Annotated in this window: 9 protein-coding genes; 5 read left to right on the top strand and 4 right to left on the bottom strand. The window is 40.3% G+C overall.

What is annotated here, in order from left to right:
- Positions 1-14 precede the first annotated feature (14 nt).
- Complete coding sequence (locus ABD009_RS08015; protein ID WP_343824328.1) at positions 15-3,497, top strand: hybrid sensor histidine kinase/response regulator; 3,483 nt, start codon at positions 15-17, stop codon at positions 3,495-3,497.
- On the opposite strand, the gene ABD009_RS08010 is transcribed toward ABD009_RS08015, so the two are convergent.
- The 3 genes from ABD009_RS08010 to ABD009_RS08000 form a co-directional block, all read right to left on the bottom strand.
- On the bottom strand, positions 3,468-4,112 hold the full coding sequence (locus ABD009_RS08010; RefSeq protein WP_155693679.1) for a response regulator: 645 nt from the start codon (positions 4,110-4,112) through the stop codon (positions 3,468-3,470). The two genes, ABD009_RS08015 and ABD009_RS08010, sit on opposite strands and share 30 nt — an antisense overlap.
- A 132-nt stretch (positions 4,113-4,244) precedes the next feature.
- Complete coding sequence (locus tag ABD009_RS08005; RefSeq protein WP_343824325.1) at positions 4,245-6,545, bottom strand: TonB-dependent receptor; 2,301 nt, start codon at positions 6,543-6,545, stop codon at positions 4,245-4,247.
- Between the two features lie 113 nt (positions 6,546-6,658).
- Positions 6,659-7,564 (bottom strand): extracellular catalytic domain type 1 short-chain-length polyhydroxyalkanoate depolymerase, encoded by a 906-nt coding sequence (locus ABD009_RS08000; RefSeq protein ID WP_343824323.1) that lies wholly within the window; start codon positions 7,562-7,564, stop codon positions 6,659-6,661.
- A gap of 162 nt (positions 7,565-7,726) precedes the next feature.
- Between ABD009_RS08000 and ABD009_RS07995 the strand changes: the two genes are divergently transcribed.
- Complete coding sequence (locus tag ABD009_RS07995; RefSeq protein ID WP_343824321.1) at positions 7,727-8,944, top strand: EAL and HDOD domain-containing protein; 1,218 nt, start codon at positions 7,727-7,729, stop codon at positions 8,942-8,944.
- Here ABD009_RS07995 and ABD009_RS07990 read toward each other — a convergent pair.
- The gene (locus tag ABD009_RS07990) at positions 8,941-9,195 is read right to left on the bottom strand and encodes a GIY-YIG nuclease family protein (RefSeq protein WP_343824319.1); all 255 of its coding nucleotides are present in this window, start codon (positions 9,193-9,195) and stop codon (positions 8,941-8,943) included. The genes ABD009_RS07995 and ABD009_RS07990 overlap by 4 nt on opposite strands.
- Before the next feature lie 113 nt (positions 9,196-9,308).
- Between ABD009_RS07990 and ABD009_RS07985 the strand changes: the two genes are divergently transcribed.
- The 3 genes from ABD009_RS07985 (at position 9,309) to ABD009_RS07975 (ending at position 15,792) form a co-directional block, all read left to right on the top strand.
- Positions 9,309-10,739 carry a DEAD/DEAH box helicase gene (locus ABD009_RS07985; protein WP_343824317.1) on the top strand — a complete coding sequence of 477 codons (1,431 nt, stop codon included), beginning with the start codon at positions 9,309-9,311 and terminating at the stop codon, positions 10,737-10,739.
- Positions 10,740-10,876: 137 nt separating this feature from the next.
- Entirely contained in the window at positions 10,877-12,553 is a 1,677-nt protein-coding gene (locus ABD009_RS07980) for a monovalent cation:proton antiporter-2 (CPA2) family protein (protein ID WP_343824315.1), read from the top strand.
- Between the two features lie 41 nt (positions 12,554-12,594).
- A complete protein-coding gene (locus ABD009_RS07975; RefSeq protein ID WP_343824313.1) occupies positions 12,595-15,792 on the top strand; it encodes a hypothetical protein in 3,198 nt (1,065 codons plus the stop codon).
- The last annotated feature ends 29 nt before the right edge of the window (positions 15,793-15,821 follow it).

The following is a 15,821-nucleotide window of genomic DNA, read 5'->3' as shown; positions in this document are numbered from 1 at the left end:
TGTGAGGGAACACCTTGTTAGTTTGGCTATCTCTAGATACATGGTTAATTTTGTCGTTATCCATCGGCTATTTGGTTTTACTCTTTTTTATTGCCTTTTGGGCACAAAAGAAACACAAAAGCTGGAAAAATAAATCGTGGATTTATAGCCTATCACTTGGTGTGAGTTGCTCTAGTTGGGCGTTTTATGGAACCATAAGTCAGGCCGCAAGCACAGGTCAGTGGATAGCACCCATTTATATTGGCACCATCGCCTGTTTTATACTTGGCTGGCCCATATTATTAAAGCTACTAAGAGTCAGTAAAAAACTCAACCTAACTTCTGTAGCCGACTTTATCGCCTGTCGTTTTGATAAAGCCCCACAAATTGCTGCCGTCGTCTCTATCATCGCTTTACTCGGCACTCTTCCTTATATCGCCTTGCAATTAAGAGCCGTCAGCCATTCCTTTGATTTGGTCACTGGCAGTTTCCAATCTGGCTCGACCACCACCTTGATGGTGACCGTTGTGCTTATTATTTTTAGTATTCTATTTGGCGCTCGCCACGCAGAGGCAAATAAGCAGAATACAGGCCTACTGGTGGCTATCGCGTTTAGTTCTATAGTAAAGCTCGCCGCTATTTTGTGTGTTGGCCTTTTTGTTACTTTTGGTTTGTTTGATGGTTTTGAGTCTATTTTAAGTCAAGCACCAAATGTTATTGAGCCTTCAACTTCAGACAACAGTTATTTAGTGGTGTCTCAGTTAATGATTGGGTTTTTAACCATCTTTGTTACACCGCAGCTTTACCACATGATTGTCATTGAAAACGACAGCGAAAAGCAGTTAAATTCCGCCCGTTGGGGGTACCCGCTTTATCTTATTCTTATTAATATCTTTGTTCTTCCAATCGCTATAGCTGGACTCGTAACCTTCCCTGGCGGTGGCATTAGTGCTGATACCTTCATGCTAACCATCCCCCTTTTCCACCAGCAAGCCTGGATAAGCATTTTTGTTTATATTGGTGGGCTCGCAGCCGCAACAAGTATGGTTATCGTTGCCGCTATTGTATTAAGTACTTTGATCACCACGGAGATTGTTAGCCCGATAATACTTAAACTTCGCTTTCTCACCAGCCGGTACTCTAATCCTACACAGCAGTTATCCGGTGTTCTTTTATTTGTTCGGCGCTTAAGCATTGCTGCAATTTTAGTGTTATCACTTTTGTTTGATTATATCTTTAACCAAAGCAGTGAATTAGCGAGCATTGGGTTATTGAGCTTTGTTTTACTGGCGCAAACTGCCCCTGCCGTTTTAAGTGCCTTATATTGGAAAAACGCCAGCTCTAAAGGCGCGATGTGGGGGCTTATTGTAGGCAGTACGTTATGGACATATTGTCTGCTACTTCCTACTTTGTGGCCAGACGCACATTGGGTTAACAATGGCCTATTCAATATTGAATGGCTTAATCCTACCGCTTTGTTTGGGATCACTTCTTTTGACTTCATCAGTCATGGCCTGTTTTTAAGTTTATTGGGCAATAGTGCGGTCTTGTATCTTCATTCTATTTATACAAAACGAAGTTTAGGTGAAAACCTTCAAGCAAATCAGTTTGTTCGTGGGTACTCTAAAGACAAAAACAAACACCATCATGAATATCAAATCACCTACGTAGATTTAATAGATCTGCTAAATCGTTTTATAGATGAAGACGCAGTAAACCGTCTAAAACAACTTATTCCTAGCAATACAAACTTGCAGGGCAAAGCGCCAGCGTATCTGGTTGATTTTACGCAAATGACCTTAGCCTCCGTTTTAGGTAGTGCTTCAACAAAACTGGTTATGTCGGCCGTTAGTGAAGCTGACGACACTCGTGGTGAAACCCTTGAGCAGGTAGCTAACATAGTAGATGAAGCCAACCAAATTTTTGAGTTTAACCGGGAGCTACTACAAGCCGGTGTGGAAAATATTGAACAAGGTATTAGTGTTGTGGATGCTGACATGAAGCTTGTTGCTTGGAATTCCCGTTACAAAGACTTGTTGGCCTTTCCAGATGGTTATCTAAAATCTGGAATGCACATTGGCGAGCTAATTGAGTTTAATGTTCAACGAAACATGATTTTAGGCGAAGATACTAAGGCGCTAATAGAAAAGCGTCTTGAATACATGCGTCAAGGTAACGATCATTATTATCAACGCACCTTACCATCGGGCATTGTATTGGAGATCAGAGGCCAGGCGATGCCGGGGGGTGGTTTTGTTAGTACTTTCAGTGATATTACCCGCCATATAGAATCTGAAAAGGCGCTTCAAAAAGCTAACGAAACACTAGAACAAAGAGTTACAGAACGAACCCAAGAGCTTGAAATTGCTATCGCCGAAGCAGAAGCCGCAAACTCCAGTAAAACGCGATTTTTGGCAGCAGCGAGCCATGATTTAATGCAGCCATTTAATGCCCTTTCTTTGTTCAACTCTATGCTTCAGCACAAAACTCAGCATACTGATTTAGAAGAACTCGCCACTAACATAGACGGTGCATTACAATCCGCGGAAGGTCTATTAAACGACTTAGTTGAAATATCTAAGCTAGACAGTGGCGTACAAAGAGTGGATTTACAAACCTTTAAGCTCAACGATATTTTAATTCCACTAAATAACGAGTTTTCAGCTTTATCAAAACAAGCTGGTATTGAGTTTAAATTTGTAAAAAGCAGCATTACTGTCACTACAGACAAACAACTGTTACGACGGATATTACAAAACTTTTTAGCGAATGCCATACGTTATGCACCGGCTATCACAGAACAATTTCCAAATCGTCAGGTGAAAATTGTATTTGGCGTAAAGCGAGTAGCCAACAGTGCACGTATAATGATTGTAGATAATGGCCCTGGTATTCCTGAAGGTAAATTACTTACCATATTTAAAGAGTTCGAGCGTTTAAATATCAATCAGGAAAGACCAGGATTAGGCTTAGGCCTCGCGATATGCGAAAGAATTTCTGCAATATTAGACTTGCCTATCGAAGTTAAATCTAAGTTGCAGCAGGGAGCAAACTTTTCTATTACCCTTCCTATCGCCGAGCCAAACTCCTTGCTTGAAACAAATGAAGTTAAGTTACCTGAGTTGGCAAAACAGTCCTTTAATGGGCTAACGGCAGCTATTATCGATAATGATCCACTTATTGTCACCGCGCTTTCACAACAACTGACACTTTGGGGTTTTGATGTGATTACCTCAGGCGACAAAGATAACTTTGTTAACAAAATAAGTGAGCATAAAGATAGTGCAGTTTCGGTAATTATTGCTGACTACCATTTAGATAACGGAGAAACAGGCACAGATACAATTAACGAGGTTAAATCAAGAATTGGATGGCAGGGACTGGCCATTATTTGCTCTGCAGATCCTTCCGATACGCTACGCCAAACTTGCATTGATAACGAGTTTGGCTACATTCGAAAGCCAGTTAAAGCACATGCATTAAAAAGGTTACTTAAAAGTCAGTTGTTGGAACGCTAAGCCAGCTAGCGTTCTATTGTTTACGCCTAGTTTTAATAATATTGCGGACACATGTTTTTTGACCGTGGTTTCTTTTATATCAAGATCGTAAGCAATTTGTTTATTAAGCTGACCATCGGCAATCATGCTTAAAACCTTGTATTGTTGTGGGGTTAACTCAGACAATTGTTTTGCTAATTTTTGCTGTGGCGTTTGTTCGTCTTTATTCACCCTTGGCGGTAAATCTGCGGGTAACCAAGTTTCGCCCTCAAGAACAACATCAATGGCCTGCTGAATGGTGTTTAAGTCTGCTGATTTAGGAATAAAACCCGCTGCACCAAAATCAATGGCTTGATAAATCATTTCAGGATCGTCATCCGAAGAAACCATAACTACAATAAGATCTGGATAGTGATTTTGTAGCATCATTAGTGTTGTGAACCCGTCATTGCCAGGCATATGCAAATCCAAGAACAGCAATTCTAATTGCGGGTTACTCTCAACAAGATTTTTTAATTGCGTAACATCTTCTGCTTCTAAAATTAACTGTTGAGCAAAACTGTGCCCTACTGCTTGTTTTAATGCAGCTCTAAAAAGCGGATGGTCATCAGCAATTAAAACTGTCGCATCTTTCATTCACATATCCTTTTCTTAAATAGCAAAAAGCACATTGCCAAAACAATGTGCTTTATTAGTTCCTAGCGCTGCCAATATCACAGACTTAGGATTAAATATCAATAAAACCCAGTAGGTTCATTAAGGCATTTATTAGAAGCGGTAGCCCACTTTTACATGGATAGTTCTAGGATCACCATAGTAACTCGCTAGTGTAGTATCTCCACCAAGCCCAGGTATCCAATTTCCGTCGTCGTCTTGCGCAGCAAAATTGTAACCGCCAATCATGAACTCTTCATCGGTAAGGTTTTTACCATAAATACCACCGTACCAATTACCTTCTTCACTTTCCCACGTTACGCCTAAATTAAAAGAGCCATAACCTTCTTGGAATAAGGCATCACTGTCTTCAAATAAACGATAATCGTCACGATAGTAATAACCACCATTTACCACAAAGTAGCCTACTTCTGATTCAATTAGATAATTGGCCGACAAAGCAAATGTATAATCAGGTGTATTAGAAAGACCCAATAATGGCGTTGCTACCGTTGGATCATCTTCAATTTCACCATCCAATAGACCAACCGCTAAATCAATGGTTAACAAGTCTGTTGCTGCATACGTTATCTCAGCTTCTAAACCCTTCACTGACGAGCCTTTAATATTACCTAGACTCTGATTTAATACAGTTGAGTCCGTTGGATCTGGTGTCACTGTAATATACTGACGGTCTTTATGCTCAATATTGAACAAGGTAATATTCGTTCGTAACTGTTCATTCCAATCACGCTTCATACCAAACTCAATTGAATCAACAATCTCAGGGTTTGCCGCGCCTTCTTGACCGCTCGCTCTTGGGTTATATGTGCCCGACTTAAAGCCTTGTGAATAACTAGCAAACAACATGGTTTTATTATCTAGCTGATACTCTACGCCCACTCTTGGTGTGAATTGAGACCAATCATCAGACGCAGGCGCATCTAATGTTCCGTCATTGTTCGAATCTGTACCCAATACTTGTGGGAAAGCTAAATTAGGATCTCGTTGATAACCTGGAACCCAACCTGACTCTGGGTAAACATTAAATATCTGTACTCCGTTATTTACGTACGCTTCTTTTTCTTCATTGGTATAACGTGCACCTAAGGTCATTGACAGTTGTTCAGTTACATCAAAGCTTGATTGAACGTACGCGGCTTGACTTTCGGAGTTATTGCAACCGGCTACTTCACGTGCAAAACCGGTTGCAACACCAGGGAACAAACTTCTGCCTAAATGGCCCAACACTGCGTCAAACACACCACATGACTCAGCGTCATATAAATACAAACCACCTACAACTGAATAACCATCGCCTGAATAAGTCGCTTGCAACTCATGGCTGGTATTTTCATCATCATAAATAGCCGGAACATCAAAAATATCTACTGCGGTATTATCAAAGTCGATATTTGTAGAAGAGTAACTCTCGCGTTTAGCAGAAATAAACTTAAGGGCTAATTCTTCATTTACATTCCAGTCTACCGTAAGGCTAATGCCATCGGTTTCAACTAGGTTATCAGTAGGTAAACTTGAATAAGAATCAAATACGCTATCTGGCACTGGTGCATCAGTAACAATACTAGGCAACAAGCGGTAGCCACCTTTGGCATTTGATGTGTCTTTTGTCTTATCCCAACCTAAACGCACAAACAAATCCGTCGTTGGACGATACTCTAGCGTTAAACGAGTTGCTGATATGTCTTTGTTGTAATTCTCTGTATCTTGTTCGCCAAGGTTATCTGCAATTTTAAGGAATTCACCAAACCCATCACGTTTAAACATACCATGACCAAAACCTAGATATAATTTGTCATCGATAAGAGGGATTTGACCCGTCACTTTTAGGTCGGTCTGGCTGTAAGAGCCAAATGCGCCCTCAATATTAAACTCAGTATCACCACTCATTGGCTTAGAAACATATTTAACCGCGCCGCCAATGGTGTTTTTGCCATAAAGCGTGCCTTGAGGACCACGAAGAACTTCTATGCGTTCAACATCCATCAAGTCTAAAACCGCGCCCTGAGGACGAGCGATATAAACATCATCAACATAAATACCAACTCCTGGCTCATATCCCCAAAGAGGATCTTGTTGGCCAACACCGCGAATAAACGCCGTTAATGTTGAGTTAGTACCGCGACTTGCTTGAAGAGTCGTATTTGGCGAGAACTGTTGAATTTCAGTCATTACGGTGATGCCGCTCTCGACTAAGTCTTGCTCACTAACAGACGTAACTGAAACCGGTACTTCCTGCAGGTTCTCTACGGTTTTACGTGCCGTCACTTGAATAACTTCGAGACCTTTTTTCTTAGCTTTGCTTTCTTGCTCTTCTGCAAAAGATGGCGCTGCTGATAATGCCGATGCCACAGCAAGCGCAATAACTGTAATATTCATTGCTTTAGTTTTCATATGGTTACCCTGTAATTCTTATTTTTATAATTTGACTCAATCACAATAACGCACTTAAAAGGAAATTTAATTTGTACCTTAGTAGTATACGAAGTCCGTTATTCCCTCTCTTTCTAGAACCATGTATCCATAACAATGGATGCAACACCTCGTTTAGTTGGTAAGTAAAACGCTGGTAATGACGGTTCGCTTTCTTCAAGCGTTACTGGAATGCCGTGGCCTAACTGCGAATAGGAGTACAATGAAATGGCGTTTTTGTTTTTACCGGCACGCCAAGTTGTTTGAGTTATGCCGGGGATCGGTGTGCTTTTCTGAGCTCCAATTGGGCTTGCGCCGATAATGGCCGCGTATTGCTCCGCCATTTGTTGTGAATTTTTTGCGTTCACAATAACGTCATTATCGCCAGTAAAGATTAGTAACGACGGCCACTGCTCATTCGACTTTTTAGTAAATGGTTTGGCGAGCTCAGATACCGACATCGAAGAGCCGCTTTTCATACATGCAATTGCTTGGATAAGGTTATTCGCACAGGGATAAGGGATGCCCGCAACTATTGCTGCGCCGTCAAATAAATCAGGTTTTTGCAACAATACGGCACTCGCCATAGCACCACCAGCCGATAGGCCTACTAAATAAGTGGGGACTTCAGGGTACTTATTTTGTGTCTTAGTAATAAAGTGTTCAATTGACGCTAGCTCACCACTACCGGCTTTGTTGTCCTGTTCGGAAAACCAGTTAAAACAAGCTTGTACGTTATTGTTTTTATTTTGCTCAATATTCAAAATAGCCACAGAACGCTTTTTTGATTCTTCTAAGAACCCGCTATTCTTAGCAAAGCTCTTAGAATCTTGGCCACAACCGTGCAACAAAACAACAATACCTTTTGGTGCATTTAACTGACCTGTTATTGACGCTGACAGTTCGCCAGGGTTGTGTTCAATAGACACCTCAGTTGCTAAAGCTGGCACAGCCAAGCAAACACAAGCCATGGCTAGATAAGCTATATTCCTAAATTTCATGTTTATTCCTTCATAATAATGATGCACTGAGTTCACTTGATAAGCAGCATATCTGCAATGCTACTTTAGTGCTACGTACCTATTTTGGAATTGCGAATTCACAAATTGTAATATTAATGCCAGAATACAATGAATAATAAAAACACAATATAAGGTAACATTTTGAGCATTCAGTTTTTGGCCAAACAACCTATTCTTGATAAAGCCTCTGAAGTAATAGGTTATGAGTTGTTATACCGAGACTCTGAAGAGAATGCCTTTCCTCCGGGTTTAACGGATGAACAAGCCTCCGCCAGAATGTTTTATGAAACCGCGTTGTTCCACGGCATTAACAATGTTACCGAGCAACGTAAAGCCTTTGTAAACCTATGTGACAAAAGTGTTTTAAAGCAATTACCTAATTTAATTCCTCGTGAAAATTTGATCGTGGAAATTGTGGAAAGAAGCTTAATAGATCATGAAACGTTAAAAGCTATTGCAGACCTACACCAACAAGGTTACGTTTTTGCTCTTGATGACTATGATTTTGATGAAAAATGGGCTGATTTAGCACCTTATGTTAGCTATGTTAAATTTGACATACCAGAAGATAACGCATTAATTGCACCTACGGTTAAACAAATTAGAACAACCTTCCCAAACGTAAAGCTAGTTGCTGAACGAATAGAAACTAAGATGCAAGCAGACTTTGCGTTTGAATGCGGCGTTGATTACCTGCAGGGCTATTATTTTGCAAAACCTGTCGTTATGAAATTCAATAATATTGACCCATCAAAAACAGTAGCAATGGAGTTGGTGAGTTGCTTAACTCAAGGGTTATTGGACTTTGACAAGGTGTCAAAAATACTGAGTCGTGATATAAGTCTCACCGCCCGTGTAATAAAGCTTGCCAACGTTTCCCTTGCTTTCAGAAATCTAAATATATCCAGTATTAATAAAGCTGTAGTATATTTAGGTGAAGATACAATGCGAAAGTTTATTTCCGTTGTTGCTGTAACAAAATTAGGCAGCGACAAACCCGATGAAGTTGTTCAACTTGGTCTTCGACGCGCATTATTTATACAAAACTTACCTACATTAGTAGGAGGAAAACCAACACCTACCGGCTTTTTAGTGGGATTACTTTCGGTGCTGGATACTATTCTAGATTGCACCATTGAAGATGTAATAGAGAAATTACAACTTCAAGAAAAGATGGCAAACAGCTTGTTACACTATGAAGGTCAATATGGATGTGCATTAGAACTTGTGAAACATGTTGAAAAAGCCGAGTGGAAAGAAGTAACGTTATTATTAAAAAATAAATTCCCTGATCAGTCTTTTAACATTGATGGCCTTTATGTGGATGTATATAAAGAAGCGCGAGACTTATTAAGCTAAGTCTTTTTTTGTTCTGCAATTAAAGCTAATTTTTGTTTACGAGTTAGACGCTTAATTTGATATTCACGAACAGAAGCACTGCTTCGAGAGTCTGACGTCTCATTATAAATAAGCGTTACAGGGGTTCGATTACGCGTATATTTAGCCCCTTTTCCACTATTGTGCTGAACTACCCGCCTAGCACAGTCGGTGGTAATTCCTGTGTAAAGGGTGTCGTCAGCGCACCTTAATATATAAACAAACCAACTCATTATGATTTTACTGCCTTATTCTTATACATCTTGATTGCTAAAATCACGGTTTTCAGGTAGTCTTCAGCGCCTTTTGCCGTGAGCAAATCCTAATTTTTTTAAAGTGAGTGTTAATGCAATTTACCGACCTAGGTCTTTCCGACGCATTGTTGAGTGCGATCAATGATCAGGGCTATACTAGCCCTTCTCCTATTCAAGCCCAAGCAATTCCTGCAGTTTTAGAAGGCCAAGATGTAATGGCCGCTGCACAAACGGGTACCGGCAAGACAGCAGGCTTTACACTCCCTTTATTAGAGCGATTATCCAAAGGTCCACGCGCAAAATCAAATCAAGTTCGTGCGCTTGTTCTAACACCAACGCGTGAACTCGCTGCCCAAGTAGCCGCTAGTGTAGAAACCTATGGTAAGAACCTACCGCTTCGCTCTGCCGTTGTTTTTGGTGGCGTAAAAATCAATCCTCAAATGATTGCGCTGCGTAAAGGTGTCGATATTCTTATCGCAACACCAGGACGCCTAATGGACTTATACAGCCAAAACGCGGTTAAGTTTGATCAATTAGAAGTGCTTGTACTAGATGAAGCTGACCGTATGTTAGATATGGGCTTTATTCACGACATCAAAAAGATCTTGCGATTATTACCAATTAAACGTCAAAACCTAATGTTCTCAGCAACGTTTTCTGATGACATTAAAGACTTAGCACAAGGGCTAATGAACAACCCAGTTCATATCTCTGTTTCTCCTGCTAATTCAACAACAACAAGTGTTGAACAAACTCTGTATAGCGTAGATCAAAGCTTTAAAGCACGACTATTGATTAAGTTAATTAAAAAGAATGACTGGCAACAAGTTCTGGTTTTCTCTCGCACTAAACATGGTGCTAATAGACTTGCTAAAAACCTTGACTCTAAAGGTATTACTGCTGCGGCTATTCACGGCAATAAGAGCCAAGCAGCACGTACTAAAGCGCTAGCAAATTTTAAAGACAAATCTATCCGAGTTTTAGTGGCAACTGATATTGCTGCACGTGGCTTAGACATTGAGCAATTACCACAGGTTGTAAACTACGACCTACCACAAGTTGCAGAAGACTATGTACACCGTATTGGTCGTACAGGTCGTGCAGGCGCTGAAGGTAAAGCGGTTTCATTGGTTTCTGCTGATGAGTTCAAGAGCTTAACGGACATTGAACAACTTATCCAAAAGCACATTGAACGCTCTATCGATGAAGACTTTGTTCCTCAAATGACCTTACCGCCGGCCAAAGAGATTCGAGCTCCTAAAAAGAAAAAGCCGAAAAAGAACAAGTCATTACGCGACGATGATGCGCAAGATAAAAAGCCGCAACGTCGAAGCAACAGCTCAGGTAATAACGACAACAGAAACAGCGGTGCAAAAGGTAACTCACATAACCGTTCAGGCGCAAAGCCAAATGGTAAGCCTGGTTCACGTTCTGGTGCTAAACCAAGCGGTAAGCCTAATAGTCGTCCTGGCAACAAGCCGGCTCGAAAGCCTGCAAATCGAAATACTAACAGTAACGGTTAGGCTGTAAGCTAAAGTTTATAAGTTAAACGTTAAGTTTGTATTTGCATTGATATAGATCAGAAATTTTTTATCTATATTTTTGTCTGATGAATAGTTAAGGGTTACACTTAAACAAATGCTTTAATGGAGCTGTTTAAGTGCATAACCCTTTAATTTTAGAAATGATTTACCTTCTCCTCGCGGCCGTATTTATGGTGCCGCTATGTCAGGCCATAGGCCTTGGTGCCGTACCTGGCTTTTTATTGGCCGGTATACTAATTGGTCCTTCCGTTTTAGGTTTAATATCAGACGTTGCACATATTGCCCACATTTCAGAATTTGGTGTGGTTTTGTTGCTATTTGTTATTGGCATGGAAATGAAACCCTCGTTTTTATGGAAAATTAAGCGTCTTGTATTTGGCTTGGGCTCACTGCAAGTGTTACTAACAAGCTTAATTATCATTCTAATAAGCCGCTTCTTACTAGGTTTAGATTGGCCAGCGGCGATAATAATTGGCTGTGCTCTATCGCTATCTTCTACAGCTTTTGTGCTACAAATACTGACTCAACAAAAGTCACTCAACACTGAATTTGGTCGCTCTTCCGTAGCAGTATTACTAATGCAAGATCTAGCAGTGGTTCCGCTACTAGCTCTAATCCCATTATTGTCTGAATCTACTGGTGTAAGCCACAGCATAGGCTATGCAGTGCTTCAGTCCGTTGGTATTATTGTTGCCGTCATCATGGTGGGCAAGTACCTGTTAAACCCTCTTTTATATCGAGTTGCTAAGTCAGCTAATGCCGAAGTATTTACTGCTACGGCCGTACTTATAGTGTTAGGTACCGCTTATTTAACTGAGATTGCTGGGCTTTCAATGGCAATGGGCGCATTTTTAGCGGGTCTGCTTATTTCTGATTCTGCTTATCGTCATCAAATTAAAGCTGAAGTACAACCCTTTCGAGGTTTATTGTTAGGTGCATTTTTCATTTCTATGGGGATGTCTTTAAATATACCGGTTTTACTAGAGTCTCCGGTGCTTGTTATTTCATTGATGCTTTTAACCGTGGCAATTAAAACATCGGTTCTTACACTATTAGCAAAGTCATTTGGACATAGTTGGCAAAAATCAGCGGCCGTTGGTTTTCTACTCGGTCAAAGTGGTGAATTTGCACTGGTCTTATTTTCATTAGCATTTGCGGCTGACTTGTTGACTGCTTATCAGTTTAATATTGCTATGCTGGTGGTTTTAGTCAGCATGTTAATTACACCACTACTGGCTATTATTGCCAATAAATTTAATAACCAACAACAAGAGCTAAGCCCTTCAGAAGCTGAGATTCCAGAATGCGCAGTAGTGTTAGCTGGCTTTGGCCGCGTTGGTCGCAGTATAGGAGCAATCCTTGAAACGGCTGGCGTCAGTTATGTCGCGTTTGACCGCTCTAGTGAAATAGTAAAAAAATATCAAGACAATTACCCAGTGTTTTATGGTGATGTCACGCAATCTCATTTACTCAACTCCGCCGGCATACATCACGCTAAATTGGCTATAGTTACCTTAAACGATACCCATGCGGCTTTAGAGTTGGTTGAGTCTTTAAGACATCGTTTTCCAGACCTAAATATCATAGCGCGAGCCCACAACAGTGATAACTGTTTAGAGCTACTACAACATGGTGCTAATGATGTAGTGTCAGAAAATGTCGAAGCCAGTTTAGAGCTTTCAGAACTCGCATTAAAAGCGAACAGTGTCGATGACTCTGACATTCAGGAATTATTGTCTGCTTTTCGATTAAATTACTATAATAAAATTAGAAATATGACCGATAACCTATAAGGAGCATTTATTATGCTCTTTTAATTGAGGGCGTAGTTAACATGTTGTATTCGGTTCGAAATAAGTACAGTCTAGTTTATTCAATAATTTGCATCTTTTTACTGCTTATTATTAGCGGTTGCGGTTCAAGTGATAGCACGTCAACTGATGGCGAGATATCTAACGACACCTTTGCCGTGCAAGTGAGTCCTGCATCAATATCACTTGCTGCTGGACAAGAAATTGAACTTACTTATGTTGTAACGAATTCGGATGGTATTGCAGTTGTTGCCTCTATCAACACTCAGCCAGATTTAGGTGAAGTTACGATTGATGAAGACGCCCAAACTATTCTATTTTCTGCCAGTGATGAAGTCGGCTCTGGGCAATTTGAAATCGTTTTTTCAAGCAATAGTATTTCGGAATCCATTGCAGTTTCATATCAAATTACCGCTACTGACTCTTCTGAAGACGATAATGACGGCAGCAACGAAGATGATGGCGAAGAGGACACAACTGACTACAAAATAACTTGGCCGACGGATTACATCACCCTTTTTGAAGATGAAGTAGTAACTATTAATATCAACAGAAACTACGAGTTAAATGGTGACGTCTTAGAGAACTTCTATTTAAACGCCGCAAATTTAAATGGCCAACTCTCACAAGATAATAGCCAATACCTCATATCTGCCGATCCAGCAGAGGAAGATACATATGGAGAGCTATTAGCGGTAAGTGAAATCGATGGAGTTGTTAATGAGCAGCCAATTCAGATCATTTATTATAATAAGAATAGAGACTTAGAAACGTTAGAGCCACCTGTAATCGCGCTCATTGAACCAGTTATAGAATTAAACCTTTACCAGTCAAGTACAATCAACTTCGATATTTACGACCCTGACTCCGATAGAATTTCTTATCGAGTGATATCGGCTCCTTCGGCAGTAACTACTCATGTAAATAAAGCTCTGTATGGGTATGAACTTACTGTCTCGCTGAATCAAAACCTTGAGAGTGATTCAGAAACCGTTACTCTTGAAGTGAGTGACGGCCATTTGACTGATCAAATTGATATTCTGTTGACTCAAAGTAACACGCCTGCTGATGAAAATGATGCCCCCGTGCTGTCAATTGAAGAAAATGTAACATTGAGCTTAATTAAAAAGCTGACGGGATTAGAGTCGGATAAAATTGCGCAATTTGCCTATGTTTTAACAGATAACAACAAGGAGTTTGTTGACTTAACATTCTCAAGCACCACTGACGACTTCACTATCACCAATAATCCACCTTATTTTTCAGTATTTTCAGATGACGTATCAGAACTGCAGTATGAACAAGTTACAATTTCGGCCAATGATGCAGGTTATGAATCTAAATTAACTTTTCATTTATATATAAAAGATAATTTCACCAGCTTTTTAGGTGGCAACCCAAACTTGGCGCCTCTAATTGAAGTACCATTATTGTCGCCATTGCTAGAAAGTAAAACAATGTCTTTTGATGTGGTCATTGAAGACTTTGAAGACCACCCATACTCAATCGCTGTTGTGGTGGATGAGAGCATTTTAACATCAGAGATTAGTGGCGACCAAGTCACTATTACTGCAGCCCTACTTGCCCAACAAGATGATTTAAATACTGAGTTTGATATTGTTGTTACTGACGTATTTGGCAGTGAAAGAGTTGAAACCGTTTCACTTACTATCTACAAAAATACGCCGCCGGCCATTACCGCAGATGCAACAGCACTAGATATTGTTGAAACCGGCCAAGTGCAAGTTGCAGTGTCGGTTGAAGATGTTGATGAAGGTAGTTTAGAGCCTCAATTTATTTATGACTCTAGCAAAATGACAGCAGAGTATTCCGGAGGTTTATTAACAATAGAAGCCTTTGATCTAGACGAACAGTTTACTGACAGTTTCATCATTCGTGCAGTAGATGAGTTTGGTGCGGTTTCGGAATTAGAGCTGCCATTGATCATTAGGATAGATAACTCAGCTCCACAAATCACCCTAAGTCAATCTACAATTGAAATTGCACCTGGCCAGTCAGAATCACTGTTGGTTAATTATTTTGACCCCGACGGAACAGAGTTGGAAATCACTCGCTATACAAACAATAGTTTATTAACGGAAAGTTACGACCAAAACACAGGTATATTAATTCTGACTCTGGATGCTAGTGCAACTTTCCAACAAACGATGACCTTAGTTACCACAGCGTCAGATGGCTTCATAACGGTATCAGAAACCATTACCGTAATTGTTCCTGTTGCGCCCTCTCCTCCTGAACTAACCATTAATGCCTTCATTCCCGAGGTTGACGAGGAAGAAACTCTCATCATTAATTTTATAACTGACGATCAGAATGGCGATAACGTAATTGTAAGCGTTCAAGATGGTGGAACATCAAACTTTTTAAGCCTAAATGTCACCGTTTATGATAATTATTTGCAAATTGTGGTGCCAGATAATGTCACTTCTATTACCAACTATGCAATTGAAGTCATTGCCACCGACGATAGCACAAGTAATCTGAGCGTGAGCGAAACGATTCAGTTTAATGTCATGCCTGTAAATGATCCTCCTACCTTAGGCCTGGTTTCTAACAGCATTGAACTGACGAACGATTACATAACTCGGATTAATCTGAATATTAGTGATGTAGATAATGATGCTGCAGACTTCACGGTAGAGTTGCTAGCTAATAATGGAAACGCTATTCCAAATACTCTTGAAATTGCAGGACTCGATGTAAACTCTCTGCAATTAAAAGCAGCATACAAAGGCATCAGCATGGTCAATCAACCTTTAAAGCTTCGCGTATTTGATGGCCAGACATATGCCGAAGAAACCTTACTTGTCACCGCTTTATTACAAAACAATGCCCCCATATTTGGCGACTCAGTAGACTCAGCTCAAGTGCTAGAGGACTATACCGACCAATTTGATATACAAATAACCGATGAAGACACACCGACAGATGGTGATGTTGCTTCAATCAAGGAAATCAACATTGGCAACGTATCAGGTGCAAATCCGGTAAGTACAACTGTAGTGGATGGCATTACAGTTAATACACAAATAGGGGTTGGCGTTTCCGTTACACAAATTGAACAATTTGTTTCCAATAACAGGATACATATTGCAACGGCAGCAGGCACCGGTGGCTCTACGGTTATGCTCTCTGTAATCGCGACTGATGGTTTTGTAGATATTGCTCATGACATCCGACTAAAAATTGTAGCTCCTTAAGTAATTACAGGGCTAATTAAAAGCTTGCA

The sequence above is a fragment of the Psychrosphaera haliotis genome (assembly GCF_039523615.1).
Lineage (GTDB): Bacteria > Pseudomonadota > Gammaproteobacteria > Enterobacterales > Alteromonadaceae > Psychrosphaera > Psychrosphaera haliotis.
This window is presented reverse-complemented; position numbering and strand designations above follow the sequence as displayed.